The 23853-nt window shown below is 73.3% G+C and carries 19 protein-coding genes; 11 read left to right on the top strand and 8 right to left on the bottom strand.

All coding sequences use genetic code 11. From position 1 onward, the window contains the following. Window positions 1–7: 7 nt before the first annotated feature. Window positions 8–337 carry a CU044_2847 family protein gene (locus tag CLT72_RS14350; RefSeq protein ID WP_101412301.1) on the bottom strand — a complete coding sequence of 110 codons (330 nt, stop codon included), beginning with the start codon at window positions 335–337 and terminating at the stop codon, window positions 8–10. A 371-nt stretch (window positions 338–708) separates the two neighbouring features. On the opposite strand from CLT72_RS14350, the gene CLT72_RS14345 reads away from it, so the two are divergent. Both CLT72_RS14345 and CLT72_RS14340 read left to right on the top strand, forming a co-directional pair. Continuing rightward, window positions 709–1380 carry a hypothetical protein gene (locus CLT72_RS14345; protein ID WP_101412300.1) on the top strand — a complete coding sequence of 224 codons (672 nt, stop codon included), beginning with the start codon at window positions 709–711 and terminating at the stop codon, window positions 1378–1380. Beyond that, window positions 1377–4733 carry an ATP-binding protein gene (locus CLT72_RS14340; RefSeq protein WP_101412298.1) on the top strand — a complete coding sequence of 1119 codons (3357 nt, stop codon included), beginning with the start codon at window positions 1377–1379 and terminating at the stop codon, window positions 4731–4733. Before CLT72_RS14345 ends, CLT72_RS14340 begins: the two co-directional genes overlap by 4 nt. 109 nt (window positions 4734–4842) lie before the next feature. Here the strand turns inward: CLT72_RS14340 and CLT72_RS14335 are convergent, their stop codons facing one another. From CLT72_RS14335 to CLT72_RS14325, 3 genes are read right to left on the bottom strand one after another with little or no spacing between them, the layout of a single operon-like run. Continuing rightward, on the bottom strand, window positions 4843–5835 hold the full coding sequence (locus CLT72_RS14335; protein ID WP_486484264.1) for a hypothetical protein: 993 nt from the start codon (window positions 5833–5835) through the stop codon (window positions 4843–4845). Next, entirely contained in the window at window positions 5832–7217 is a 1386-nt protein-coding gene (locus CLT72_RS14330) for a hypothetical protein (protein WP_358167815.1), read from the bottom strand. Before CLT72_RS14330 ends, CLT72_RS14335 begins: the two co-directional genes overlap by 4 nt. Next, a complete protein-coding gene (locus CLT72_RS14325) occupies window positions 7199–7504 on the bottom strand; it encodes a DUF6403 family protein (protein ID WP_088998970.1) in 306 nt (101 codons plus the stop codon). Before CLT72_RS14325 ends, CLT72_RS14330 begins: the two co-directional genes overlap by 19 nt. Before the next feature lie 481 nt (window positions 7505–7985). Between CLT72_RS14325 and CLT72_RS14320 the strand changes: the two genes are divergently transcribed. Then, window positions 7986–8762: a hypothetical protein gene (locus CLT72_RS14320; RefSeq protein ID WP_144082253.1), complete on the top strand. Its 777-nt coding sequence runs from the start codon at window positions 7986–7988 to the stop codon at window positions 8760–8762. A gap of 140 nt (window positions 8763–8902) precedes the next feature. Here CLT72_RS14320 and CLT72_RS14315 read toward each other — a convergent pair whose 3' ends face one another. Then, window positions 8903–11137, bottom strand: coding sequence for a DUF4153 domain-containing protein (locus CLT72_RS14315; RefSeq protein WP_486484263.1), 2235 nt, complete (start codon window positions 11135–11137; stop codon window positions 8903–8905). A gap of 637 nt (window positions 11138–11774) precedes the next feature. On the opposite strand from CLT72_RS14315, the gene CLT72_RS14310 reads away from it, so the two are divergent. The 3 genes from CLT72_RS14310 (at window position 11775) to CLT72_RS14300 (ending at window position 13923) form a co-directional block, all read left to right on the top strand. Next, the gene (locus tag CLT72_RS14310) at window positions 11775–12044 is read left to right on the top strand and encodes a hypothetical protein (RefSeq protein ID WP_088998975.1); all 270 of its coding nucleotides are present in this window, start codon (window positions 11775–11777) and stop codon (window positions 12042–12044) included. After that, the gene (locus CLT72_RS14305) at window positions 12044–13081 is read left to right on the top strand and encodes a hypothetical protein (RefSeq protein ID WP_101412292.1); all 1038 of its coding nucleotides are present in this window, start codon (window positions 12044–12046) and stop codon (window positions 13079–13081) included. The genes CLT72_RS14310 and CLT72_RS14305 overlap by 1 nt, the downstream gene beginning before the upstream one ends. Window positions 13082–13245: 164 nt before the next feature. After that, complete coding sequence (locus CLT72_RS14300) at window positions 13246–13923, top strand: hypothetical protein (protein ID WP_101412290.1); 678 nt, start codon at window positions 13246–13248, stop codon at window positions 13921–13923. A 197-nt stretch (window positions 13924–14120) separates the two neighbouring features. Here CLT72_RS14300 and CLT72_RS14295 read toward each other — a convergent pair whose 3' ends face one another. Next, window positions 14121–15290, bottom strand: a complete 1170-nt coding sequence (locus CLT72_RS14295; protein ID WP_101412288.1) for an acyl-CoA dehydrogenase family protein — start codon at window positions 15288–15290, stop codon at window positions 14121–14123. 154 nt (window positions 15291–15444) lie between these two features. On the opposite strand from CLT72_RS14295, the gene CLT72_RS14290 reads away from it, so the two are divergent. The 3 genes from CLT72_RS14290 (at window position 15445) to CLT72_RS14280 (ending at window position 18584) form a co-directional block, all read left to right on the top strand. Next, window positions 15445–16374 (top strand): LLM class F420-dependent oxidoreductase, encoded by a 930-nt coding sequence (locus tag CLT72_RS14290; protein ID WP_088998979.1) that lies wholly within the window; start codon window positions 15445–15447, stop codon window positions 16372–16374. Window positions 16375–16761: 387 nt separating this feature from the next. Further along, window positions 16762–17328 (top strand): hypothetical protein, encoded by a 567-nt coding sequence (locus CLT72_RS14285; protein ID WP_101412286.1) that lies wholly within the window; start codon window positions 16762–16764, stop codon window positions 17326–17328. Window positions 17329–17342: 14 nt separating this feature from the next. After that, window positions 17343–18584 (top strand): FAD-binding protein, encoded by a 1242-nt coding sequence (locus tag CLT72_RS14280; RefSeq protein WP_101415159.1) that lies wholly within the window; start codon window positions 17343–17345, stop codon window positions 18582–18584. Here CLT72_RS14280 and CLT72_RS14275 read toward each other — a convergent pair. Both CLT72_RS14275 and CLT72_RS14270 read right to left on the bottom strand, forming a co-directional pair. Then, complete coding sequence (locus CLT72_RS14275) at window positions 18581–19729, bottom strand: site-2 protease family protein (protein WP_101412284.1); 1149 nt, start codon at window positions 19727–19729, stop codon at window positions 18581–18583. The two genes, CLT72_RS14280 and CLT72_RS14275, sit on opposite strands and share 4 nt — an antisense overlap. 9 nt (window positions 19730–19738) lie before the next feature. Then, on the bottom strand, window positions 19739–20779 hold the full coding sequence (locus CLT72_RS14270; protein ID WP_101412282.1) for a glycoside hydrolase family 113 protein: 1041 nt from the start codon (window positions 20777–20779) through the stop codon (window positions 19739–19741). Window positions 20780–20910: 131 nt separating this feature from the next. Here CLT72_RS14270 and CLT72_RS14265 point away from each other — a divergent pair, with 131 nt between their 5' ends. Both CLT72_RS14265 and CLT72_RS14260 read left to right on the top strand, forming a co-directional pair. Beyond that, a complete protein-coding gene (locus CLT72_RS14265) occupies window positions 20911–21564 on the top strand; it encodes a TetR/AcrR family transcriptional regulator (protein WP_101412280.1) in 654 nt (217 codons plus the stop codon). Window positions 21565–21678: 114 nt separating this feature from the next. Next, window positions 21679–23784 (top strand): prolyl oligopeptidase family serine peptidase, encoded by a 2106-nt coding sequence (locus CLT72_RS14260; protein WP_250101987.1) that lies wholly within the window; start codon window positions 21679–21681, stop codon window positions 23782–23784. Window positions 23785–23853: the final 69 nt, after the last annotated feature.

Raw genomic sequence — 23853 nt, 5'->3', positions numbered from 1 at the left:
CCGTCCGTCAACGCTGCGGCCCGGTGTCGCTCTCCGGGGAGCTGACCGCGTGCCAGTGGAGAGTGACCTCGAAGTTGGCTTCTCCGGTTGCCTTCGCGACGACCCAACTCGCGGTACCGGTCGCCTTGACCCCGAATTTCACCTCGACGGCGTCCGGAGCGGCCGTCTTCACCTGTTCCAACAGCTCTTTCGCGGCGGCGACCGCCGGCGCGGCGGATTCCCGTACCCAGCCGGCGACGTCGCCGATTCCGGCAGGCTGGAAGCCGGCGGGTGGCTCGACCTCGATCAGCGCGACCGTCCGGTCGTCGACCTGGTAACGGACCACCTCAGACTGCACGGTTGCCTCCGGGACGTCTTTGCGGGAAAGGCCAGATGAGAGGTCTCGGCGCGCGAATGACCTGCGCCCTCTCGCCGGTCAACATGCTGCCTCTTGCCGCCGATGCTTGGCAACGGCCGGGCACTGGATCACTTCTCGCCGCCGCGAACAGGTGTTTCAGTCATGCCTTCCAAGCAGGACTGCTGAAGATCCATTGAACGGTGGTGTCGGCTTTCTGCAGCCGGATTAGTGACCTTGCGCTCGTCGGACGCCCTCGGCAGAATCGGCCCGGGCACGGGCCGCCCCGTTGCCGAAAGCATGGCCACCCCTTCGAGTCTTCGATGATCACCGTGAACGTGGCGCGAAGACGCGCGCCACAGAGGAGCATCCGCATGCCGGAAAAGGAACTCCCCCTCGTTGACCGGTGCATTCTCATCACGCTCATGATCAAGGCGACGCCGCTGCCGCAGACCTACTTCACCAATGTCGCCGGGATCGGGCTGAAGGCCGACCATCGGCGCCGACTGTTGTCGCTCAAGTTGATTGAGGTCACCGAAAAGCCGATCACCCTGGCCCTGACCGATGCCGGGTGGCGCCGAGCCGCCCAGGAACTGGGGGCGGAACCGCCGAAGGGGGCAGGCAGCCCCGGTGGGACGCTCTACGTCGCACTGGACTTCCTGCGACGGCTGGTCGACCACTCGGGCCTTCGTGTTGACGACCTGTTCCGTTTGCAGATCAACGGTGAGGCCGTGGCCTCGGCGGTGTCCACGCCACCGACGTCCGGCCCGGCCCCGAGCCGGACGGCCGACCCCGTCGCGCTGGTGCGGCAGGCATATCAGGGATTGGCCGCCGCGCCGGGTGACTACGTCATGCTGTCGGACCTGCGCTCCGCGCTCGACGACCTGTCCCGTGCGGAGGTCGACGCCGCCCTGGTCGAGTTGAACCGGGAACGGAACGTCCACCTGGTTCCGGAGTCCAACCAGAAGGTCCTCCGGCCGGAGGAGCGGGCCGCCGCAGTGAGCATCGGCAACCAGGACAAGCACCTCATCGCCATCTCGTCATGATGAGCGACGAGGAGCGGCAGGCCCTGGCCGCGCTGAGGTTCAATTGGGCTCCGACGCCGGACGACGTCTGGAAGCCGGTCCCTTTCCACGTCGAGGGTCTGCACCGCGACGTCGTCCAGACGGTGCTGGAGAGCTTCCTGGAAGCGGACGGCAGCGCCGACTCCAGCCCGGTAGGTGTCGCCATCCTGGGCCAACGGGGCACCGGTAAGACCCACCTGCTCGGCACGGTGCGCCAGGAGGTGCAACTGCGCGGTGGGTTCTTCTTCCTAGTCGAACTGCTTGAGGCTCGCGCGTTCTGGCACAGCACCGCGATGTCGCTGCTCACGAACCTCGCCAGGCCGATGCCGGACGGTACGACGCAACTGCGTACGTTCCTGCGTCGGCTGGCGGATCTGGTCGGCTCCCCGAGGGCGGTTCGCCGGGCGGTCACCGGAGAGACCGAACTGAGTCGACCGGCGCTCGACGCCTTCGTCGACCTGATCCGTAAAGCGGACCGCCAGATCGGCACCGAATGCCAGGACACGGCGCGAGCGCTCGTGCTCTACGCGGCCGAGTCCGCAGAGATGCAGGACATCGGCTACGACTTCCTCTGTTCCAGTGACGAGGAGGAGCCAGGCACCAGGGCCGCCTGGGGCCTGCGGCGCACCCGGCGGGCCCCGCAGGAGGTGGTTCGGGACGCCTCGCGGCTGCTGGCCATGGTCGGTCCTACGGTGATCGCGGTCGACCAGATCGACCTGATGGTCGCCCAGTCCGTCAAGGCGACCAACCAGGACGTCCGGGGCGAGACCGACTGGCAGACGTCGTTGTTGCTGGAACAGGTCGCGAGCGGGCTCATGGCGCTGCGGGAGACGACCAGGCGTTCACTCTCCGTCGTGTCGTGCCTGCCGCAGACCTGGCAGAACGTCAAGGACCAAGCCACCGACACGGTTCAGGACCGGTTCCGGGAGGCTGCCCCGCTGAAGGAGATTCCCTCCGTCGGCGTCGGGCGAGAACTGGTCGAGAAGCGGTTCACGGTGATCTTCGATGGGCTCGGGTTCGAGCCGCCGTACCCGACCTGGCCCATCCACCCATCCGCGTTCGACGAGGTAGTCGGTTTCACGCCCCGCGAACTGCTCCGCCGGATCGACACGCACGTGCGGGCCTGCCTGGCGGCTGGCGAGGTGCAGGAACTCCGACATCTGCTGCACTCGACGGCGGACCGAGCGGTAGTCGAGACTGCCCCGACGCCGATGGTTCGTACGTCGGCCGCTGGCAGCCGAAGAGACGAGTTCGACAAGATCGACGCCCGCTACCAGGAACTTGTCAACCGGGGGGAGCCTGAGCTCGCCGAATTCCATCAATACGAGGACGTCCGAGTGCCACCGCTGCTCAAGGCCGGGTTGACCGCGTGGATCGCCGAGCAGGGGAGCGCCGTTGACACCTTCAGCCTCGATCCGCTTCCGGCCGGCGGGAAACCCGCCCTGCACGCGCGGCTGCGCCACAGTCTCGACGACGAAAGCGAGGATGAGGAGCACTGGTCGTTCCGGGCGATAGCCGCATCGCACCACATCGCCGCGCTGAACCGGATCCGCAACGCCGTCACCACCGCCGGGCTGACCGAGGGAGTCGCCAAGCGACGGCTGTTCCTGCTGCGCAGCGCACCTTGGTCGGCCGGTGCCCGCACCCGTGAGGTGCTGGAGGCGTTCGGGCGGGCCGGTGGCCGTACGCTCCCCTTCTCCGGTCAAGACATCCGCCGGCTGGTAGCCCTGGAACAGCTCATCCAGCAATACGGGCTGGAGACGTTGCGCCCGTGGTTCGCCGACCGGCGGCCGGCTTCGGATGTCACCTGCCTGAGGGATGCGTTGGGCAGCCGTAGTAGCACTTCCGCGGTGGAGCCGCGACCAGTGGCCGCACTGGGCCGCGCGGTGCTCGCCGGTGAGAGCGAACCGGGCGGCATGTTGAGGTCGGGGCAGGCAGCCGAGCCGCAGACGCCTCCGTCGACCCGCGTGGTCGGGCGGGCAGGGGTCCCGGGCACACCAGGACCCGCCGAGGCTGCGCTGCCGGCGACCGACCCGGCAGCCGTACGGGTGGTGCCGCGCGCAGACACCCGGCCGGAAGCCGGGCCCGATGCGACGTCCCTCGTGCTCGGGACGGTCGCCGGGCGGCCGGACGCCGTGCGGATCAACCTCGAGTCGCTTCGACGGCATACGGTGATCTTCGCCGGTTCCGGCTCAGGCAAGACCGTCCTGATCCGCCGGCTGGTCGAGGAGTGCGCGCTGCGCGGTGTCTCCGCGATCGTCCTCGATCCGAACAACGACCTGGCCCGGCTCGGCGAGGCGTGGCCGGCACAGCCCGACGGGTGGGGACCGGATGACGCGGCCCGGGCCGAGGCGTACCTGTCCGGTACCGATGTAGTCATCTGGACGCCGGGACGGCAGAGCGGACGACCGCTGGCCTTCCAACCGTTGCCGAAGTTCGCCGATGTACTGGACGACCCGGACGGGTTCACCGCCGCGGTGAACGCCGCCGTTGCCACGCTGGCTCCGCATGCCCGGGTCGACGGCGGGACGGACAAGGCCCGGCTGGGCCGCGCGGTGCTGCGCGAGGCGCTGATCAGCTACGCCCGCACCGGTGCGAACGACCTGCGCGAGTTCACCGAGGTGCTCAACGAACTGCCGGACGGGGTGAGCCAGCTCGACAGCGCGCCGAAGCTGGGGGCGGGCATGGCGCAGCTGCTCAAGGCAGCGCTGATCAACGACCCGCTGTTCGGCGGTGTCGGTACCCCCGTCGACCCAGGGGACCTGCTGACCCCGAAGTCCGGATACCGGGCCCGGGTGTCGGTGATCAGTTTCGTTGGTCTGCCCGAAGAGCACCAGCGTCAGAGCTTCGTGAACCAGTTGCAGCTCGCACTGTTCACCTGGATCAAGCGTCATCCGGCCGGCGATCGGCCGCTCGGTGGGCTCTTCGTGATGGACGAGGCCCAGACCCTGGCCCCGTCCGGTGCCGTCACCGCCTGCACGGAGAGCACCCTGGCGTTGACCTCGCAGGCGCGCAAGTACGGGCTGGGTCTGGTCTTCGCCACGCAGGCACCGAAGGGGCTGCACAACCAGATCGCCGGCAACGCCGCCACCCAGTTCTTCGGCCTGCTGACCGCTCCGGTGCAGATCGAGGCGGCTCGGGAGGTGGCCAGAGCGAAGGGGACCGATGTCCCGGACGTCGGCAAGATGCGGACGGGGCAGTTCTACGCCGGGGTGGAAGGTGCCCGTTTCGTCAAGATGCAGGCCCCGTTGTGCTTGAGCCACCATCCACGTAGTCCGCTGACGACCGAGGAAGTCGTTCATCGCGCGGTTCGCCCGGAGCCCAGCGGACCCTGACGTCAAGCTGACCACGCACGAGGTAGCGGCTGTCCACGAGCTGTGTCCGGGTTGTGCGCCCGTCGTCGCCCTGCTCCGACGGGCGACACCCCCGCCCTCCGACGGGCGGTCAGCCGCCGGAGGGCGGGGCGCTGCGGCTGCGGGCGCCCTTCGGGCGGGCCCCGTTCCCGGTCGGCGATTCCGTCAGCGTCGACGCCCGCCGGCTCAACGCGTCGACCCGCTCGACGAGTTCGCGTACGGCCTCCTCGTCGTCGGCGTCCACCGCCGCGACGCGGTCGAGCAGCGCGGCGTAGTCCGACGTCAGCGCCAGGTACCTCCTGCCGAACGCCTCCTCGGCGCCGCTGACGTAGGCCTGGCGCTGCGCCCGGGCGTACCGCTGGTCGAGGTCGATGATCTGCTGCGCCAGTACGGCCGCGGCGGCGCCGAGCGCGCCACGGGCGTCGGCGTTCCCGTCGCGGCGGCGGCGACGGGCGTCCGCGAGCCGGCCCGCGCGGCGGCCACCCACGTAGAGCACCGTCGCCCCGGCGACGACGGCCAGGATCGCGGCGCCGGCGAGCAGGAAGCGGGGCAGCGACGGGCTGATCGTCCGCGCGCCGTCGGGGACGGTGCCGGCCTTCACCAGCAGGTCGTAGTTGACGGTGACGACCTTCAGCGCCTCCAGGGGGCGGTCGGCGAAGGTGTCGACGCCCCGGCTGATGGTCATCTCCGCCACGAAGGCCCGGCCGAAGTTCCCGTCGTCGCGCCCGGGCAGCAGCGCGCAGCCGTAGGTGTCGTACTCGTCGGAGTCGCGGCTCATGACCAGCACGACGGTCCCGTCGGCGGCGCGCTCGACCTGGTGGCAGCCCTGCCTGAGGTCCGCGCCCGGCTCGAGCATCAGCACGACCAGCCGGCGGTTGCCGATGATCCGTTCGGCCGCCGCGCGGTCCAGGTCGACACCCGGTGCGACGTACACGGACGAGGCGCGCACGTGCCGGGCGACCGGACCGTCCAGCGCCCCGCCGGTCCACAACGCCCAGCCGGCCAGCACCAGGCAGGCCAGGACGGCGATGCCGAAGGGCGTGCCGAACAGGTCACCGAGCCGACGTCGTACGGACGGGTTCACGACAGCCTGCCCCGGAGGTAGAGGTCCGGGCGGTAACTGGCGATCCCCAGGGTCCGGGCGGCGTCGTCCAGCTCCTCGGACGCCTCGTTGAGCAACGTACGCGCGTGGCGGTCCGGTAGCTCCTCGTCCAGCGCGGCGCGGGCGGCCTGGAGCTTGACGACGCCCCGGGTCAGCGCCGGGTCGCTGCGCGCGTCGGTGAGCAGGGACATCTCGACGGCGAGCGCGGTGAGACCCGCCAACCGCGCGGGAGTGCCGCCCCGCCCCGGGTCGCCCCGCCGGAGCACGGCCCCGTCCGGCCGGCGCAGCGACCGGACCGAGAGGATCAGGAACGTCGCCACGCAGCCTGCGAAGATCCACGGCAGGGCCGGCAGCGCCACCCGCAGCGGATCGATCGGCCGGTACGGCAGCGGACGGTCGAACAGCCCCGAGTAGCGCAGGTCGGTGACCCGGTTCAGCCAGGCCGTCAGCACGTTGCCCTGCGGGTAGTCGTAGCGGCTCAGCCGACCGGCGAACTGGCCGTAGAAACTCGCCCCGGCCAGCTCCGCGAAGTCGTCGGCCGCCGGCCCGTGGTACTCGATCCAGAGCCCGTACATCACGACGATCGGCGTGCCCGGGAACAGCTCGGCCAGCGCCGGCCCGTACCGGGGCACCGGCTCGCCGAACGGCTGCGCGGGCAGCGCCACGTACCGGGCGCCGTCCGGAAAGGCGTTGCGCGCGGCCTTGTCGGGGACACCGGTCAGCGTGGCCCCGGCCCCGAGGTGCAGGCCGGTGGCCCGCAGGTCGGCGGCGACGGCGGCCAGCTCCCGGTCGGTCGGCGCGCGCCACCGCAGTTCGTCGTGCTCGGGCGGGTCGGGCGCGTCCCGCAGCGCGGCGATCAGCCCCACCAGCAGGTTCGTCACGTCGGCGGTGGCGAACTGCGCCCGCCAGTCGGGCAGCGTGTCGGCCACGGCCTGGTAGATGCCGCCGCTGACCTCGGTGCCGATCACCCGGATGGTCGCGTTCTCCACGTCCCGCACCCGGTCGCGCTCGTCCTTGTCGAGCCCGGGCGGCGCGACCAGGATCCGGACGGGGCGGTCGCCGGCGGCCTCGCGGACCCGCTGCTCGTTCCAGCGCGCCGTCGAGCCGGGCAGCCGCACCACCGGCTCGGCGGCCACCAGCGCGGTCATCTCGTCCACCGATGGCACGCTCGCGTCGCTCAGCTCACCCGCCGAGCCCTCGTCGATCTTCGCCGTGGCGGCCGGCGACCGGCCGTAGCTGACGTCGACGCTCTGCCGCTGGGCGAGTAGGAAGACCACCAGGACGACCACGGCGACGCCGAGCAGCGACCACCGCAGCAGCTCGTAGCGGTAGTGCCTGCGGGGTGTCACTGGTGCGTGCGCCACAGCCGGTCGGCCTCCCTCGCGTGTTGCGCCGCCGCGCGGGCGGCGGAAGCCCCGCCGCGCCCGGCTGCCATCGACTCGGCGCGGGTCAGCAGCCGCTCGGCCTGCGGCACCCGGGTCGCCGCCGCGTCCCGGCTGACGGCCGCGCTGTCGATGGCCGCGCGCGCGGTGGACCAGGCCGTCCGGCGCTCCCGCTCCCGCGCGCGCCACCTCGGCAGCAGAGCCGTCGCGAAGCCCGCGCCCACCAGCAGGAGGCCGCCGACCAACCAGACGAGGAGGGTGTGGGACATGCGCTCCAACCATCGGACGAGGGGTACGGGGTGCGCTCGCAGGCTGTCGGGCGGGCAGGGGTACGACCGAGTCTGGCTGACCGAGTCGAACCGGCGCGAACCGGCCCCGGCGGTCGAGGCCCGGCAGGCGACCTGCGCCGTACGGTTTGCGCATGACGCACCCCGTCTGGGTGGATGGCAGGGCCTACGAGGCGTCGGTGGAGCCGCCCCGTCGCGGGGGAGTTCCTGCGGTGGCTGGCCGTGCCGCCGCGCCCCCACGTATGTCGCCTCCCTGACGGCGCGGGACCGCGCCCGCCTGCGCGACCTGCTGTCGGCCCGCCTGCCCGGGGCGCCGGATGGTGCCGTCCGGCTGTCCGCTTCGAGACCCAGCGGTACTCGCCGCCGACGTCGTCGGTCAACCTGATCCGTGACGCCGGGTGTCGTGCCCGTCGTGGAGATCGGAGGACCGATGAAGGCCCGTTTCCGATGGCGGTCGACCCGCGTGACGCTGTTCGCGGCCCTGGTCGCCGCGCTGGTCGCCGCACTGCTGCCCGCCTCGCCGGCGCTCGCGCTACCCTCCGGTAGCGGCTGGTCGGCCTCGTGGAGCTACTACCATCCCACCGCCTACCAGTACGCCGGCACGCTGCCCGGCGTCCGGCTGACCGGTTACGCCACCGACAACTCAGGCACCAGCACCACGGTCGGTACGATCGAGGACACCGCCGACGACGGCCGCTGCGCCAGGGTGATGCTCTACGCCAACGGCGTCGGCTACGTCGCCGACCGGACCACCTGCGGCAGCGGCAGCTACCTGACCTACTCCACCGGCAGCTACAGCCAGGGGCTGCTGGTGATCGTCTACCGGATGGTCGCGGGCACCACCACCCACGACAAGGGCTTCGCCATGTTCGTTCCCGGTTCGTCCGCCGATCCGGAGCTGCGCACCGTGGGCACCGGCGCCAGTTGGTCGTACTACACGTCGACGGCGTTCCAGTACACGGTCACCCGTCCCGGCGTGCGGCTGATCGGCTACGGCGTCCACCAGTACACGGACGAGCGCTCCTCGCTGAACACGGTGGAGAAGACCGCCGCCACGGTCGGCTGCGCCACGGCCAAGGTCACCGGCGGTGTGTCCACCAGCGGCGGCACCTGCGTCGACGGCGGCAGCACGTCCTTCTCCCGCTCCGACCTGACCAACAACCTGGAGGCGTCCGCCTGCTACCAGCCGGTCCCCGGCACCCGGCGCTGCCTCGCGGTGAGCATCCCCGAGCCCTGGTGACCCGACCGGCACCCGGTGGACGCACCCGGCCCACCGACCCGGCAGTCCCGCCGTCCCCGGAGCGACCCGGGGACGGCTGCTGCTTCGACCCTGGCGCGACGCCGATGCCCTGATCTGCCGCGTACCGCGACGCGGGTCCGTCAGCGGCGGCGCTTCGGCAGGTCGAACTGGTCGGCGGCCCGGCAGTCGCGTGGACCGCCGACCGCGCCCGGCCCGGCCCGGTCGAGCGCCGCGCGTGCCCGGTCCCGGCCCAGGTTCCAGGCGTACCAGGGGTCCGGCTCGTCGAGGTCCTTGGCGATCCAGCTCAGCGTGCAGCGGCGCACCGGATCGGGCAGGCCCGCCAGGGCCGGCGTCGCGTCCGCCGAGAGCGCCCGCAGGTACCAGGCGTCGATCTTCCCGGTCTGCTCGTACCGGGCGATGTTGCGGCGGGCGGCGTAGTCCTCCGGGTTGAGCACGGCCAGGCCCAGCAGCATCACCACGGCGAGCGCCACGGTGGTGCCGGGGATCCAGGCCCCGCGCCACCGCAGCCCGGCCACCAGGATCATCAGGAACACGGTGCCGAGCAGCAGCTCGAACGCCATCACGAAGAGCCGCTCGCCGGTGAAGCTGTAGACCTTCTGGTACGTGTACATCCGCGACAGCGCCGACACCACGATGACGAAGCTGAGGGCGCTGAGCAGGCCCAGCAGGACCCGCAGCAGGTGGCGCTCGACGGCCCGGTCCCGTCGCGCCCAGCGGGCCACCCCGCCGAGCACCGCCAGCGTCAGCAGGGTGACGACGACGAGCTGCCAGAACCCGCTGCGCGCGTACTCGGCGTAGCTGAGGCCGGCGGTGCGCAGGACGTGCCGCTGCCCGCCGAACAGGACGGTGAACTGCACCGCCACGAAGCCGCCGAAGAGCAGCGTCAGGGCGCTGATGACGGGAGCCCACTCCACGAGGCCGAAGCGGCGCGTGCCGGGCCGGTCCACGGTCGACAGGTCGGGCGGCGCGGCCAACGTGTAGACGGCGGCGACGGCGCAGAGCCCACCCACGGCGGCGAGGAAGACCCAGCGGAACGCCGTGCCGACGTTGACCTCCGGGATCAGCTCGCCGAGCATCACGGAGAAGGCGCCGTCGGCCGAGGACAGCAGCGCGCCGAACACGATCAGCGCGACGATGGTGGCCGCGGCCGATCCGACGACACGGCGGACCAGGCCGGGATTCGCCGGGGCGTGCAGGTGACCACGCACCCACGGCAGCCCCCGGAACGCCGCGAACGGCGCCGCCACCAGGCTGAACAGGATCGAGCGGACGAGCCGGCCGCCGACGATCGCGAGGGTCGCGCACGCGAGGGCGCCGAGCACGCAGAACGTCACCAGCCACCACGCGTTGCGGAAGGCCAGGACCGACAGCAGAGCCAGGGACGCCGCCGCCCAGCCGGCGCGGATCCGCCGGTCGGCGCGCGGCAGTTCCGCGCCCGTCCGCCGCACCGCGAGGACCACCGCGACGGTCAGGGCGAGCCAGCCGAGGAACCAGCCGATGCCGGTGCGGGTGAGCGGTACGAAGAACGCCAGCCCCAGCGCTCCGGCCAGGATCGCGGCCGGTACCGCCCGGTCCCGGGCCGGCGCCGGACCCGGCCAGCGCGTGTCGAGGAACGACGGCGGGCGCGGGACCGGCTGGTAGCCGCGGTACGGCGCGGGCGCACCGGACGGCACCCCGATCCGGTACGGCGCGGCGGCGTGCTGCTGGGCGATGGTCACGGGCGTGCCGGCGGCGGATGCGCCGCTGCCCGCCCACGCGCCTGCCGGTGCCCGGGTGGCGTGCGCCGTCTCGGTGGTGGGCGACTCGGAGGCGGGTGCCCCGGCGGTCGGCGCCGTCCCGGCGGCGGGCCCGTTCCCGGTCTGTCCGGCGGGAGCGGCGGCCGGTGCCGCGTCGATGGTGGCCGACGGCGGGCTGACGGCGTCGGATGGCGGCTCGGTAGCCGGTGCCACGGCGTCCGCCGCCGTCACGGAGGCGGGCTGCGTCGGGATGCCCGCTCCCGGCTGGGAAACTGCCGTGGGGCTGCCCGCTCCCGGCTGGGCGGGGACTGTGGGGGCCGGCGCGGCCGACGCCTCGGCCGACCTGGCGGCGGGGACGGACGGTGCCGGGGCCGGCGGGTCCGAGGCGGCCGGCACCAGCGGGATGAACACGGCGTACCCGCGCGTCCCGGGCGGGATGCTGACGGGGATCGCCCAGGCGGGCGCGCCCTCCGCCCCGGGCCACACCATCGGGGGCGGTGCGCCCTCGGTGGGCGGCATGACGAGCAGGTACGGCGTCTGGTTCCGGGGATCGTCACCGGTGTCGCCGTGCGTGTCGCCGGTTCCCGGAGGGCCCGGCACCGGTGGTGGCTGGGTCAAGGAACCCCTCCTCGATCGAACGGTCGGCACACTGTACGGCCGACTCCCAGCCCGCCGCCGCCCCGTACGCGCCATGACGCGAGCAACTCACGGCTGTGCCTGATTGCGGCTGAGGACCCTCCCCACAGACCATCGCCCGCCTGAAGCCCAGCGGCCGGACCAGTGGTGATCAGGACGCCATGGACCCTGAAACCGCCGGGTGACGTCCATAGCGTCCTGATCACGAGCGGGGAAGCGGGGGGAGGAGGGTGGGCAGGGCAGGTTGACCGAGTGCGGAGACGGCCGCACAGAAACGAATCGCGCTCATCCGGCATATGCGGCTAGATTGCGCAAGTGGTGATCGGTGGTGTGGAGCGTCCGATAACAGACAAGACGCCGGCCGTCTCTGCGGCGCACTGTTGTAGCAGGTGAGAGGCGTGAGGATGGCGGGCCACATCCCCTTCCCTCAGGCCCGGCGGGCAGCACCGCCCCCGCCAGCGCCGCCATCACCGAGTTCGGCCCCGGCGTAGCGCAGCGCTGGGCAGCCAGCGCAGCGCGAGGCCGCGTACCGGCAGTCGCCCGACGCCATCCTCCCCAGCCGGAGCCGGCCGTGGTCACGAGCGGTCAGGCCCGGCGGCCTAGCACGAGAGGAGCCGGCATGGCCGCTCCCACCGCCACCGCATCCCTGAACGCCACCACCTATTCGCCCGGCGACCAGATGATCCTGACGGTCACCTACGGCGACGCCGACACCAAGCCGGTGACCGTCACGATCGTGGTCACCGACGCGCAGGGCAACAGCAGCGCGCCGGTCAAGGTCACCGCCGTCATCGATCCGCTCACCCTCGCCGTCGCCGACGACTCGGGCCGCACCTGGACCAGGGCGTCGGACAACGGTTCGGTCGCCGTCTACCGGGCGGTGGCGTGATGCCCCGGGTCACGGTCACGGTGCGCGACAACGGCGGCCGTACCGCCACCGCCACCGCCGACTACACGATCGCCCCGCCGGTGCTCGGCGGCTACTACCTCTCCGGCGGCGCCGACCCGACGGCCGACATGGCCGGTGGGAACTTCCGCTCCCTGACCCAGTACCGCAGCTTCGCCGACGGCTACACCTTCCCCGGCTACCAACGGCCGTGGCTGATCACCCTCGGCAGGGCCGGGGTGCGGATGAACATGGTGCTGGAGCTGAAGCACTACGGCGCGCCCAACGCCGGGCCGCAGACCTTCACCGTGGACGGCGTGACCTACACCGTCCCGGCGCCCGCGATGACCATCCAGCAGCGCCCCGGCACGACCTGGCCCCGGGCGTACGGCTACAGCCAGGTCCTGGCCGGGCACTGCGACGGCCTGTTCGCCCGCGCCCTGTCCCAGTACCGGACCCTGGGCTTCGGGGTGAACATCCAACTCGCCTCCGAGTTGGACACCGACCACGAGTTCGGCACCACCGAGTCCGGCGTCACCTACCCGTGGGCGCAGTCGGACGCCCGCGCGGTGCAGGCGATGACGTACATCGTGAACTGGTTCAAGGCCCGTCAACTGCCCGCCGGCACGACGTTCTCGGTCGGGGTGGGCGGCTTCGACCGGGCGTGCTTCCAGCGCACCCACCCGGAGGCGCTGATGGCCAGGCTCGACTTCCTCCAGTGGAACGCGTACGCCACCAGCCCCACCCACACGGCGTTGGCCCGGTTCCGCCGGGCGAAGGACTGGGCGGTGGCCGATCTCGGCCCCGTCGCCCTCTCCCGACCGGTGATCATCGCCGAGTGGGGCGTACGCGTGGCGGAGGTGCCGGACCAGGCGGCCTGGATCGCCACCGTGCCGGCCGCCGTCGCCCAGCTCAACGCGGAGCGGGGCCCCCGGATCGCGCGGACCAACTACTTCAACTCGGGCTGGGGCACCCTGTCGCCGAAGTCGACGGGGCTGGCCGCGCTGCGGGCGGCGTACGCCACCCGCCCGTACGTCTGAACGGTCGGCCGGAGACCCGGGGGCCGCGGCGGGCGGATAGACGTCGATCATGAGATCCATCGATGGTGGTATAAGATCCGCCGGATCGCGCGCAGGAACGCTCGTGCGCCACCCGGTGCGATGTCCGCCGAGTCCCGCTGCGCCAGGACAGCCATGGAGATCATGTGAAGTTCAGTCGTCTCGCCCCTGCGTTGGCCGCTCTCGCGCTCGTGGTCGGCGCCGTGGTCGCCCCGGTCGGCGCCGCGCAGGCGCATCCGTCAGCGGACACGGTCAACGTCTATCCGCCGATCCAGGGCGCGTCCACCTGGGACCGCTTCGGCCTCTCCGGCCCGACCTCACACCACATCGTCTTCGGCCACTGGGGCTACCCCAACGACTGGGCCGTCGACATCTACCGCAGCCCGGGTGCCACGATCGTCTCGCCGTTCGGCACCAAGACCGCTTCGGGGCACCCGGTCGCCGTCAAGGTGGTCACCGTCCAGGCGGGCTGCGCGACCCGCAATCTCGCCGACGGCGGCTACCGCATCGGGCTCGAGGCCCGGGACACCACGACCGGGCAGATCCTCGGCCGGGCGGACGTGATGCACGTGAACAACAAGCCCGGTGGCATCGTCGTCGGCGCCTCGGTCGGTCCGTGGACCAAGCTCGGCGAGACGGGCCGCTTCCGCTGGTCCAGCTGCTACCAGGTCAACGGTGACAGCGGGGTGCACATCCACCTCGAAGTGATCAACCAGCACCGCTACTCGTGCTACGTGCACCGCGGTGCGAACACCGCCCTGACCGACCTGACCGTGGTGGGCAAGGTCGGCGTGCACTACACGGGGCAGCGGCAGCGCTGCTGACCCGTCGATCGACGGCGGACGGGTGCCCCGGCTCCGGCTGGGAAACCGGGGACACCCGCCCGCGCCGAGGCGCCCACGCGCCGCTTGACCCCGGCGCCCCGCGCGCCGCTTGACCGCGGCGCCCCGCGCGCCGCTTGCCCCAACGTCCGCGCGCCGCCGCCCGCGCCCCAACGTCCGCGCGCCGCTTCGTGCCGGTGTCAGTAGGCCAGCTCCACCGGCCGGCCGAGCACCCGCGCGCCGTTGTTGGCGAGCCAGCCCTCCGCCGCCGCCGCGTGCTGACTGAACGTGTGGATGTCGCGGAACCGGCGCTGCAACGGCGACGAGTCCCGGGCCGCCCCGCCGCCGGCTGCCCGGTAGCAGGTGTCGACCGCGGCGGCGGCCCGTTCCGTCACCCAGGGCAGCGCGGCGGAGATCCTCGGGTGCAGCGCGGGGACCGCCGCCGGGTCGGTGGCGCAGGCCGCCCACAGGTCGTCGGCCAGGTCGCGCAGCAGGGCCCGGGCCGCCCGTACGTCGAGGTCGGCGCGGCCGAGTTGGAGGCGGAAGGCGGGCGAGTCGGCGAGCGACTGCCGCGCGTAGAGCCGCTGCCGGTCGCCTTCGAGCAGCGCGACCATGTCGTCCAGCGCGCCCTGCGCGATGCCGACGGCGACCGCGCCGAGGTGCAGTACGAAGTGGACCAGCGGCGCCACGAAGCCCGGCCCCGGTACGCAGGGCACCCCGGTGAACAGGTCGAAGCTCTCCTCCACGGGGCAGAACGCGTCCGCCACCTCGACGTCGTGGCTGCCGGTGCCGCGCAGGCCCAGCACGTGCCAGGTGTCGTGGACGGTGACCCGGGAGGCCGGGAAGAGCATGGAGCGCACCGGCGGCGGTGCCCCCGCCGGCCCGGGCAGCGGCGCGCCGCCCTCGGTGAGCACGCAGTTGCCGAAGATCCAGTCGGCGTGCCGGGCGCCGCTGGCGAACGCCCACCGGCCGGTGACCCGGAAGCCGCCGTCGACCTGCTCGGCGTGGCCCTGCGGGGCGAACCCGCCCCCGACCACCACGTCCGGCCCGTCGGCGTAGGCCTTGTCGAACCGGTCGCGGGACAGCATCGCCAGCAGGTGTGGCGTCTCGGCGCCGATCATCACGGTCCACCCGGTGGAGCCGTCGGCCCGGGCCAGCGCCTCCAGCACCCGCAACCCGGTGCGCAGGTCCGCGTCGTACCCGCCGTGGCCGAGGGGGACGAACATCCGGAAGCAGCCGGCGGCCCGCAGCGAGTCGAGCAGGTCGGCCGGGAGCCCACGGGCGGCCTCGATCTCGCCGGCCCGCCGCGACACCTCCGGCAGCAGCGCCTCCACCGCCCCGATCAGCCGGTCCCGGTGCTGGTCCTCCATGCGTCCTCCTCGACTCGTCGCCCGGCCTCCACTCTGGACCTGCCGGCGACCCGGGGGCCAGGACCGCCGCTATCGGATCCCCGCCACTTCGCGCGGGCACCGCCGGAAGGGGCGGATCGGCGCGCGGGCCCGGCCGGCTCCCTATGCTCGAAGCATGGAATTGCGGATCTTCACCGAACCCCAGCAGGGCGCCACGTACGACGACCTGCTCGCCGTGGCCCGGTGCGCGGAGGAGACCGGCTACGGCGCCTTCTTCCGTTCCGACCACTACCTGAAGATGGGCGCGGTGAGCGGAGACCCCGGCCCGACGGACGCGTGGACGACCCTCGCCGGCCTGGCCCGGGACACCCGGCGGATCCGGCTGGGCACGCTGATGACGGCTGCCACGTTCCGGCTGCCGGGCCCGCTGGCCATCACCGTCGCCCAGGTCGACCAGATGAGCGGCGGCCGGGTGGAGCTGGGCATCGGCACCGGCTGGTACGCCGAGGAGCACACCGCGTACGGGATCCCGTTCCCGTCGCTGGGGGAGCGCTTCGACCGGTTGGCCGAGCAGCTCGCGGTCGTCACGGGGCTCTGGGCGACGCCGCCCGGCGAGAGGTTCGACTTCGCCGGGAAGTACTACCCGGTCAGCGACTCGCCGGCGCTGCCGAAGCCGGTGCAGGATCCGCGCCCGCCGATCCTGCTCGGCGGTATGGGCCCGAAGCGTACGCCGCGCCTGGCCGCCCGGTACGCCGACGAGTTCAACCTGCCGTTCGCGTCGGTGGCGGACTCCGTCGCACAGTTCGACCGGGTCCGGGCCGCCTGCGCGGAGGTCGGCCGGGACGCGGGCGAGCTGTGCTGGTCAAACGCCCTCGTGCTCTGCTGCGGGCGCGACGACGCCGAGGTGGCCCGGCGGGCTGCCGCGATCGGCCGGGAACCGGACGAACTGCGCGAGAACGGCCTCGCGGGGACCCCCGCCGAGGTCGTCGACAAGATCGGCCGGTACGCCGAGATCGGCAGCGAGCGGCTCTACCTCCAGGTGCTCGACCTGGCCGACCTCGACCACCTGGAGCTGGTCGCGGCCGAGGTGAAGCCCCAGCTCTGAGCCGGTGGGAACGGTTCGTGCAGCTCTGAGCCGGCGGAAGGGCCCGGCTGCGCTCACCCGCTCAGGGGCGGCGTCCGGGCGTCAGGCGCCGCCCGGCCGGGGCGCCGGCCCCGGGTGCGGCACCGGGCGCGGCGTGGGCGGGGGCGCCGGGACCGGCCGGGGACCGGGCGTGGTGCCCGCCGCGTACGCCCCGCCCGGAGACACCGGGCCGATGGGGCCGCTCTGCGTCAGGCTCCCCGGGCCGTCGGGGCCGCTCTGCGCGCGGCGGCAGGCGATGTCTTCTCGGGCGGCGGGATCGCGGTACGTGCTCATCGTCGCGGCGTTCCCCGAATCCCGGCGGGGTAACCGTGCCCGATCGACCGGTTCCGCCCCGCCGGTGCTCGTCGGATGATGCGTGCCGACGACCGTGGTGTCGAACGGGGGTACGACGTGGAACTGCACCGCACCCGGGGGGCGCTGGTGCTGCCCCTGGTCTGTGTGCTCAGCGGCGGGGTGCTGCTGACGCTGCCGGGGGAACACGCGCTGCTGCGCCGGCTGGTCGCCGGTGGCGCCGTACTGCTGGGCGGGAGCGTGCTGGCGGGCCTGCTGCGTCCGTTCCGGTTCGTCATCGGCGTCGACGGCCTGACCGTCCGCCGCCCGGGGCTGCGCCGCACGATCGCGTGGACGGAGGTCGAGGCGCTGGCGCTGGCCCGCCCGTCGGTCCGGGAGGGGCTGCCGGCCACGCCGCGACTGCTGCTGGTGCCCGTACCGGGCATGCTGGCCGGGCTCCCGGCCGACGCGCGCCATCCGGTCGACGGCCGGGCTGCGGTGGAGCTGCTGGACCTGGCCCGGGTCCGGGAGGAGGCCGCCGAGGTGGCGGCGGCGCTCACCCGGCACGCCGGGGACCGCTTCGTCGACGCGCTCGGCGGCGCGCCAAACGACGAGCGGCCCGCCGACCGCCGCCGCGTCCCGTGACCGCCGCCGGGTCCGTGCCGCGGCGCAACTGGGCGGGCAACGTCCGCTACGCCGCCCGCCGCCACCACGCGCCCTCCTCCCTCGACGAGCTGCGCCGGCTGGTGGCGGGCAGCGAACGCCTCCGCGTCGTGGGCACGGGGCACTCGTTCAACCGCCTCGGCGACACCACCGGCGACCTCGTCTCGCTGGCCGGGCTGCCCGGGACCGTCGCGCTCGACCCGGACCGCCGGGCTGTCACGGTGCCGGCCGCCATGCGGTACGGGGACCTCGCGTCCTGGCTGCACGGGCGCGGGTACGCGCTGGCCAACCTGGCCTCGCTGCCGCACATCTCGGTAGCCGGCGCGATCGCCACCGGCACCCACGGCTCGGGCGAGACGATCGGCAACCTGGCCAGCGCGGTCGCCGGGCTGGAACTGGTCACCGCCGACGGCGACCTGCTGAGCGTGGACCGGGCGGCCGACGGGGACACCTTCGCCGGGATGGTCGTCTCGTTGGGCGCGCTGGGCGTCGTCACCCGGGTCACCCTGGACGTGGTGCCGACCTTCGACATCCGCCAGTACGTCCGCCTCGGCCTGCCCCGCCCGGCGTTGGACGCGGCGCTCGCCTCGGCGTACAGCGTCAGCGTCTTCACCGACTGGCGCTCGTCGCGGCTGCGGGAGGTGTGGGTCAAGCAGCGCGCGGACGCGGCCCCCCTGCCGGCGGACTGGCTCGACACGACGCCGGCCGACGGGCAACGGCACCCGGTGCCCGGCATGCCGGCGCGCAACTGCACCCCGCAGCTCGGCGAGCCGGGCCCGTGGCACGAACGGCTGCCGCACTTCCGGCTCGGGTTCACCCCCAGCAGCGGGGACGAGTTGCAGTCGGAGTACCACGTGCCGCGCGCCTCGGCGGCGGCGGCGTTGGCCGCGCTGGACCCGGTGGCGCGCCTGATCGCGCCGGTGCTCCAGGTGTGCGAGCTGCGGACGGTGGCCGGCGACGGGCTGTGGCTCAGCCCGAACCACGGGCGGGACAGCCTCGCCATCCACTTCACCTGGACCGCCGACGCGGCGGCGGTGCTGCCCGTGGTGGCGGCGGTGGAGGAGCGGCTCGTGCCGTTCGCGCCGCGCCCGCACTGGGGGAAGCTCTTCGACCTCACCCCGGCGGCGGTCGCCGCGGCCTGGCCCCGGTACGCCGACTTCCTCGACCTGGCGCGCCGGCTGGACCCGGCCGGCACGTTCCGCACCGACCTGCTCGACCGCTACCTTCCCCGCGACTAGCGGCCGGGCCGGCTGCCCTGCATCTGCTCCCGGAGGCTGCCGCGCTGCACGGCCCGGCTGATGTCGCTCGGCGACACGATCCCGACGAGCCGCCCGTCGGAGACCACCAGCGCCCGCCCGTCGGCGCACTCACTGAGCCGGGGGAGCAGCTCGTTGAGCGGCTCGTCCGGCCGGGCGAGCACCAGCTCGTCGGCGCGGCAGGCGACCTCGGCCAGGGTGGTGGCGGCCCGGCGCTCCGCGGGGATGCCGCGTACCCGGTCGAGGGTGACCAGGCCGACGGGGCGGTCGTCCTCGGTCAGCGGCAGCGCCGTGTGCCGGTACGCGAAGAGGTAGTGGTCGACGAAGTCGCCCACCGTCATCTGCCCCGACGCGGTCTGCGGCTGCGGCGTCATCACGTCGGCCACCCGGACGCCCTCCAGCGCGCTGCCCATCCGGGCCTGCCGCTCCTCCATGCCGGCGGCGCCGATGAGGAACCAGCCGATCAGGGCGAGCCAGAGCCCGCCGAAGCCGACGCCGGCCAGGAACTGCCACAGCCCCAGGCCGATCAGCACCGCGCCGAGCACCCAGCCGGCCCGGGCGGCGACCACCGACGCCTTCGTCCGGTCGCCGGTCGCCTTCCAGACCGCCGCCCGCAGCAGCCGCCCACCGTCGAGCGGGGCGGCCGGCAGCGCGTTGAAGACCGCCAGCAGCACGTTGATGCCGGCCAGCCAGGCCAGCGAGCCCAGCAGCAGCCCCTCCACGCCGGCCATGGCGAGCACCACCGCGATCGCGCCGAAGAAGAGCCCGATCAGCAGGCTCACCAGCGGGCCGACGCCGGCGATGCGCAGCTCCGCGCCCGGGTCGCGCGCCTCGCCGCGCAGCTCGGCCACCCCACCGAAGAGCCAGAGGGTGATCCCGCCGACCTCCAGCCCGTTGCGTTTCGCGACGATCGCGTGCGAGATCTCGTGGGCGAGCAGGCCGAGGAAGAAGACCACCGCCGCCGCGAGCCCCGCCAGGACGTACGCGGCGACGGGCCGGTCCGGGTAGGCCCGGGGGAACTGGTTGGCCGACAGCCCCCAGGCGATCAGCGCGAAGATGACCAGGACGCTCCAGTTGACCCCGACCGGTACGCCCGCGATCCGGCCGAGCCGGAAACTCGCCCTCATGTACGCGTACTACCCGCGACGGTCACGTGCATGCCGCCATCCCCTCCGGTACCGCTGCGCCACTGCGGTGAAGGCGGCCTTGGGTTCCCATTCCATGTCGGGGTAGGTCTGTCCCCGGCGCCCTTCGAGGAGTTTGACGATGCCCAGGCTGGCCCGGTCCAGGTCGTACCTGGGGTCGCCGTCCGGGCGGTACGGGTAGCCGGGCAGGGCGAACAGGAACACGAACGCGCTGTCCACGCCCTCGGTCTCGAAGATCTCCAGCAGTTCGCTCAGGTAGGTGGCCTGGCCGGCCTCGTCACGCTCGTACGTGCCGTTGAGCCGCACGGGAGCCCTGGTCTCCGGGTCGTACTCGACCACTTCCAGCACCCGCCCGCCGCGGTCTCCCGCGCCGCGGTAGGCCGCGGTGCCGAAGCCGGTGACGGCGAGCGGTTTCGGGCCTTGGGCGAGGGTGCGCACCGCGTCCCGGAACCGGTCGGCGACCTCGGCGGAGCGGATCAGCTCGAACGTCACGATGTCGAAGGGAGCCCAGTCGACCTGCTCGAACTGGATGGCTGCGTAGGTGAGTCTGCCCTGGAAGCGCGCGCGGACCGTGGCCGCGGCCTCGCGGAGGAATGCGTTGATGCGCACGCCGAGCTCGCGTATCGCTCCGGCCCGCCGCTCGGGTCGGCTCATCAGCTGCTCGACCCGCTCCTCGGGGCTCTCTCCGGACAGGAACCCGCGGTTCATCACGCTCAGCTCGACCCCGGCGACGAACACGACCGTGGCCCCCCGCTGCCGGAGCCGTTCCGCCCGCTCGGCGCAGTCGCGGAAGAGCACGAGGATCTGCTCCGGGTCCAGCTCCAGCGGATAGGGCGAGAACCAGACCTCCAGGCCGAGCTCGGCGGCGGCACGGGCGGCCAGTTCCAGTCGATCCGGGTCGCCGCCGATGATCTGGACCGCGTCGCAGTGCAGATCGTCGCGGATGATGGCGAGTTCGCGCCGGACCACCGCAGGGTCGAGGTGCTCGCGGGCGAGCTGGCCGTGCACGACGAATCCGGTGTCGTAGGTCATCCCTCTTGCTCGCATGGTGGCGCCCTTCCTGTCGGTTCCGGTCGGGTCGAGACTGGCAGCAAAAGTGCGTGCACGCAAGTTTGCGTGTGCGCAACTTGAGCGCGTGCAGTCCTGCGTGGGACGCTGGCACCGTGACGAAGCCACCAGGGCTGCGGGAGCGGAAGAAGCAGGCCACGCGTGAGGCGCTACGCGAGGCGGCCCTGCGCCTGGCCGAGGAGCGCGGGCCGGACCAGGTGCGGGTCGAGGACATCGCCGAGGCGGCCGGGGTCTCGCCGCGCACCTACAACAACTACTTCGCCAGCCGCGAGCAGGCCATCGTCTCCGCCGTCACCGCGGACCGGGAGGCGCGCATCGCGGCGGCGGTCGCGGCCCGGCCCGCAGGAATGCGCCTGGCTGACGCCGTCACCCAGGCAGTGGTCGAGCAGTACACGGACACCGGCGAGCGCGAACACAAGGCGCTGCTGCTGATCACCACCCAGACCGCGCTGCGCGAGGCGTTCCTCGACACCGCCGCCGGCATCGAGCGCCCTCTCACGGCGGTGATCGCCGAACGCCTGGACCACGCCGAAGCGCACACGGCCCGCGTCCTCGCGGCAAGCGTGGCCGCGGCGGTTCGCATCGCGCTGGAAGGCTGGCTCCGGCCGGCCGGGGGCACGGACGCCGCCGAGAGTCTCGCCGCCGGAGTGCTGGTCGTGCCCTCCGGCTCACTGGCCGACCAGCTCCGCGCGGCGCTGGCCCCGCTCGCGCCCGCGTTCGACGCCGCCGAGCGACACACCCAGCCGTGAAGCCGACCCCACCGGTGCGCACGGCGGCCAGGGTGGCGGTGAGCCGGGTGGTCGTCGCCATGCCGACAGGTGCCCCGGCTCGGGCGTAGGCCTCCCGTCGGGGATAGTGGCGGGGTGGCGAGGCTGACCGTGGAGACCGACGACCCGTACCTCTGGCTGGAAGACCTTGACGGCGCGGACGCCGCGCGGTGGGTGCGGGACCGCAACGCGGAGACCGTGGCGGCCCTGACCGGCGGAGAGGGGTTCGCGGCCCTGCGGGCCGAGCTCCGGCAGGTGCTCGACGCGGACGACCGCATTCCCTACCCCGGTTGGCGCGGGGACCACCTCTACTACAACTTCTGGACCGACGCGGCGCACCCGCGCGGCATCTGGCGGCGCACGACGCTCGAGCAGTACCGCCGGCCTGAGCCGGAGTGGGACGTGCTGCTCGACCTGGACGCGCTGGCCGCCGAGGAGGGCGAGAACTGGGTCTGGAGCGGGGCGACGGTGCTGCGGCCGGGCTACGGGCGCTGCCTGGTCAGCCTCTCCCGGGGCGGGGGCGACGCGGTCGTGGTACGCGAGTTCGACCTCGACCGCCGCGTCTTCGTCGAGGACGGCTTCACGCTGCCCGAGGCGAAGAGCGACGTGGGCTGGATCGACGCCGAGCACGTCTACGTCGCCACCGACTTCGGGCCCGGCTCGCTGACCTCCTCGGGCTATCCCCGGGTGGTCAAGCGGTGGCGGCGGGGCACGCCGCTGGCCGAGGCCGAGATCGTCCACGAGGGGCACGCCGACGACGTCGCCGTCTGGGCCTCGCACGACCCGACGCCCGGCTTCGAGCGCGACTTCGTGGGCCGCCGGCTGGACTTCTTCCGATCCGAGCGACATCTGCTGACCGCGACGGGCGAGCGGATCCCGATCGCCGTGCCGGAGGACGCCGAGTGGGACGTGCACCGGGAGTGGCTGCTGGTCCGGCCGCGCTCGCCGTGGGCGGTCGGTGGGGTGACCCACCCCGCGGGCGCCCTGTTGGCGATCCGGTTCGACGCGTTCCTCGCCGGTGGGCGGGAGATGGCGGTGCTCTTCCGCCCCGACGACCGTACGGCGCTCAGCGGCCACTTCTGGACCCGTGACCGGCTGATCCTGGCCACCCTCGTCGACGTGCGGAGCCGGCTGGAGGTGCTGACGCCCGACGGGGAGGGCTGGCGGCGGGAGCCCCTGCCCGGGGTGCCGGAGTTCGACCACAGCGAGGTCGTGGACACCGACCCGGACAACGACGACGCCTACCTGCTCGCCTCGGAGGGGTTCCTCCAGCCGGCGACGCTGCGCCTCGGGCAGGTCGGCGGCGCGGTCGAGACGCTCAGGCGGGCCCCGGCGTCCTTCGACGCGGACGGCCTGGCGGTACGGCAGTTCTTCGCCGCCTCGGCCGACGGCACGCGGGTGCCGTACTTCGTGGTGGGGGACCCGGACGCGCCCGCCGCTCCGACGCTGCTCACCGGCTACGGCGGCTTCGAGATTCCCCTGACCCCGCACTACAGCGGGGTCATCGGGCGGGGCTGGCTGGCCCGGGGCGGCACCTACGTGGTGGCGAACATCCGGGGCGGCGGGGAGTACGGCCCCGGGTGGCACCGGGCCGCGCTGCGGGAGAACCGGCCCCGGGCGTACGAGGACTTCGCGGCGGTGGCGGCCGACCTGGTGACCCGGGGCGTCACCACGCCGGAACTGCTCGGCGTCGAGGGCGGCAGCAACGGCGGTCTCCTGATGGGGGTGATGCTGACCCGACAGCCGGCGCTGTTCGGGGCGGTCGTCGCGCACGTGCCGGTGCTGGACATGCGGCGCTACCACCGGATGCTGGCGGGCGCGTCGTGGATGGCCGAGTACGGCGACCCGGACGTGCCGGCCGACTGGGAGTTCCTGCGCCGGTACTCGCCGTACCACAACGTCGACGGCGACCGGACGTACCCGCCGGTCCTGCTCGTCACCTCGACCCGCGACGACCGGGTGCACCCGGGGCACGCCCGCAAGATGGCGGCCCGGCTGCGCGAGCACGGGCACGACGTGTCCTACTACGAGAACGTCGAGGGCGGGCACGGCGCGGCGGCGAACAACGAGCAGCGCGCCTTCGTCTGGGCGCTGACGCTGGAGTTCCTGTGGCGCAAGCTGGCCGGTCGGCCACAGCAGCCCCTGCCGCGCCAGCTCGTGCCGGTCGACGTCGAGTCCGCCGACCGGGCGCCCGACCGGTAGGGCGCGGAGGCTGTTCGCCTGGCGGATCTGGACCGGGCCGCCACAGTGCTCGGCGAGCCGGTCCGGTTC

The sequence above is a fragment of the Micromonospora sp. CNZ309 genome (assembly GCF_002846525.1).
Note: the sequence above shows the minus strand (reverse complement) of the source record. Positions and strands in the feature narration are given on the sequence as shown.

Coding starts and splice junctions, on each gene's coding strand:
- CLT72_RS14345 (WP_101412300.1), top strand. CDS start 709: ATGCCGGAAAAGGAACTCCCCCTCGTTGACCGGTGCATTCTCATCACG.
- CLT72_RS14340 (WP_101412298.1), top strand. CDS start 1,377: ATGATGAGCGACGAGGAGCGGCAGGCCCTGGCCGCGCTGAGGTTCAAT.
- CLT72_RS14325 (WP_088998970.1), bottom strand. CDS start 7,504: ATGTCCCACACCCTCCTCGTCTGGTTGGTCGGCGGCCTCCTGCTGGTG.
- CLT72_RS14310 (WP_088998975.1), top strand. CDS start 11,775: ATGGCCGCTCCCACCGCCACCGCATCCCTGAACGCCACCACCTATTCG.
- CLT72_RS14305 (WP_101412292.1), top strand. CDS start 12,044: ATGCCCCGGGTCACGGTCACGGTGCGCGACAACGGCGGCCGTACCGCC.
- CLT72_RS14295 (WP_101412288.1), bottom strand. CDS start 15,290: ATGGAGGACCAGCACCGGGACCGGCTGATCGGGGCGGTGGAGGCGCTG.
- CLT72_RS14290 (WP_088998979.1), top strand. CDS start 15,445: ATGGAATTGCGGATCTTCACCGAACCCCAGCAGGGCGCCACGTACGAC.
- CLT72_RS14285 (WP_101412286.1), top strand. CDS start 16,762: ATGATGCGTGCCGACGACCGTGGTGTCGAACGGGGGTACGACGTGGAA.
- CLT72_RS14275 (WP_101412284.1), bottom strand. CDS start 19,729: ATGAGGGCGAGTTTCCGGCTCGGCCGGATCGCGGGCGTACCGGTCGGG.
- CLT72_RS14270 (WP_101412282.1), bottom strand. CDS start 20,779: ATGACCTACGACACCGGATTCGTCGTGCACGGCCAGCTCGCCCGCGAG.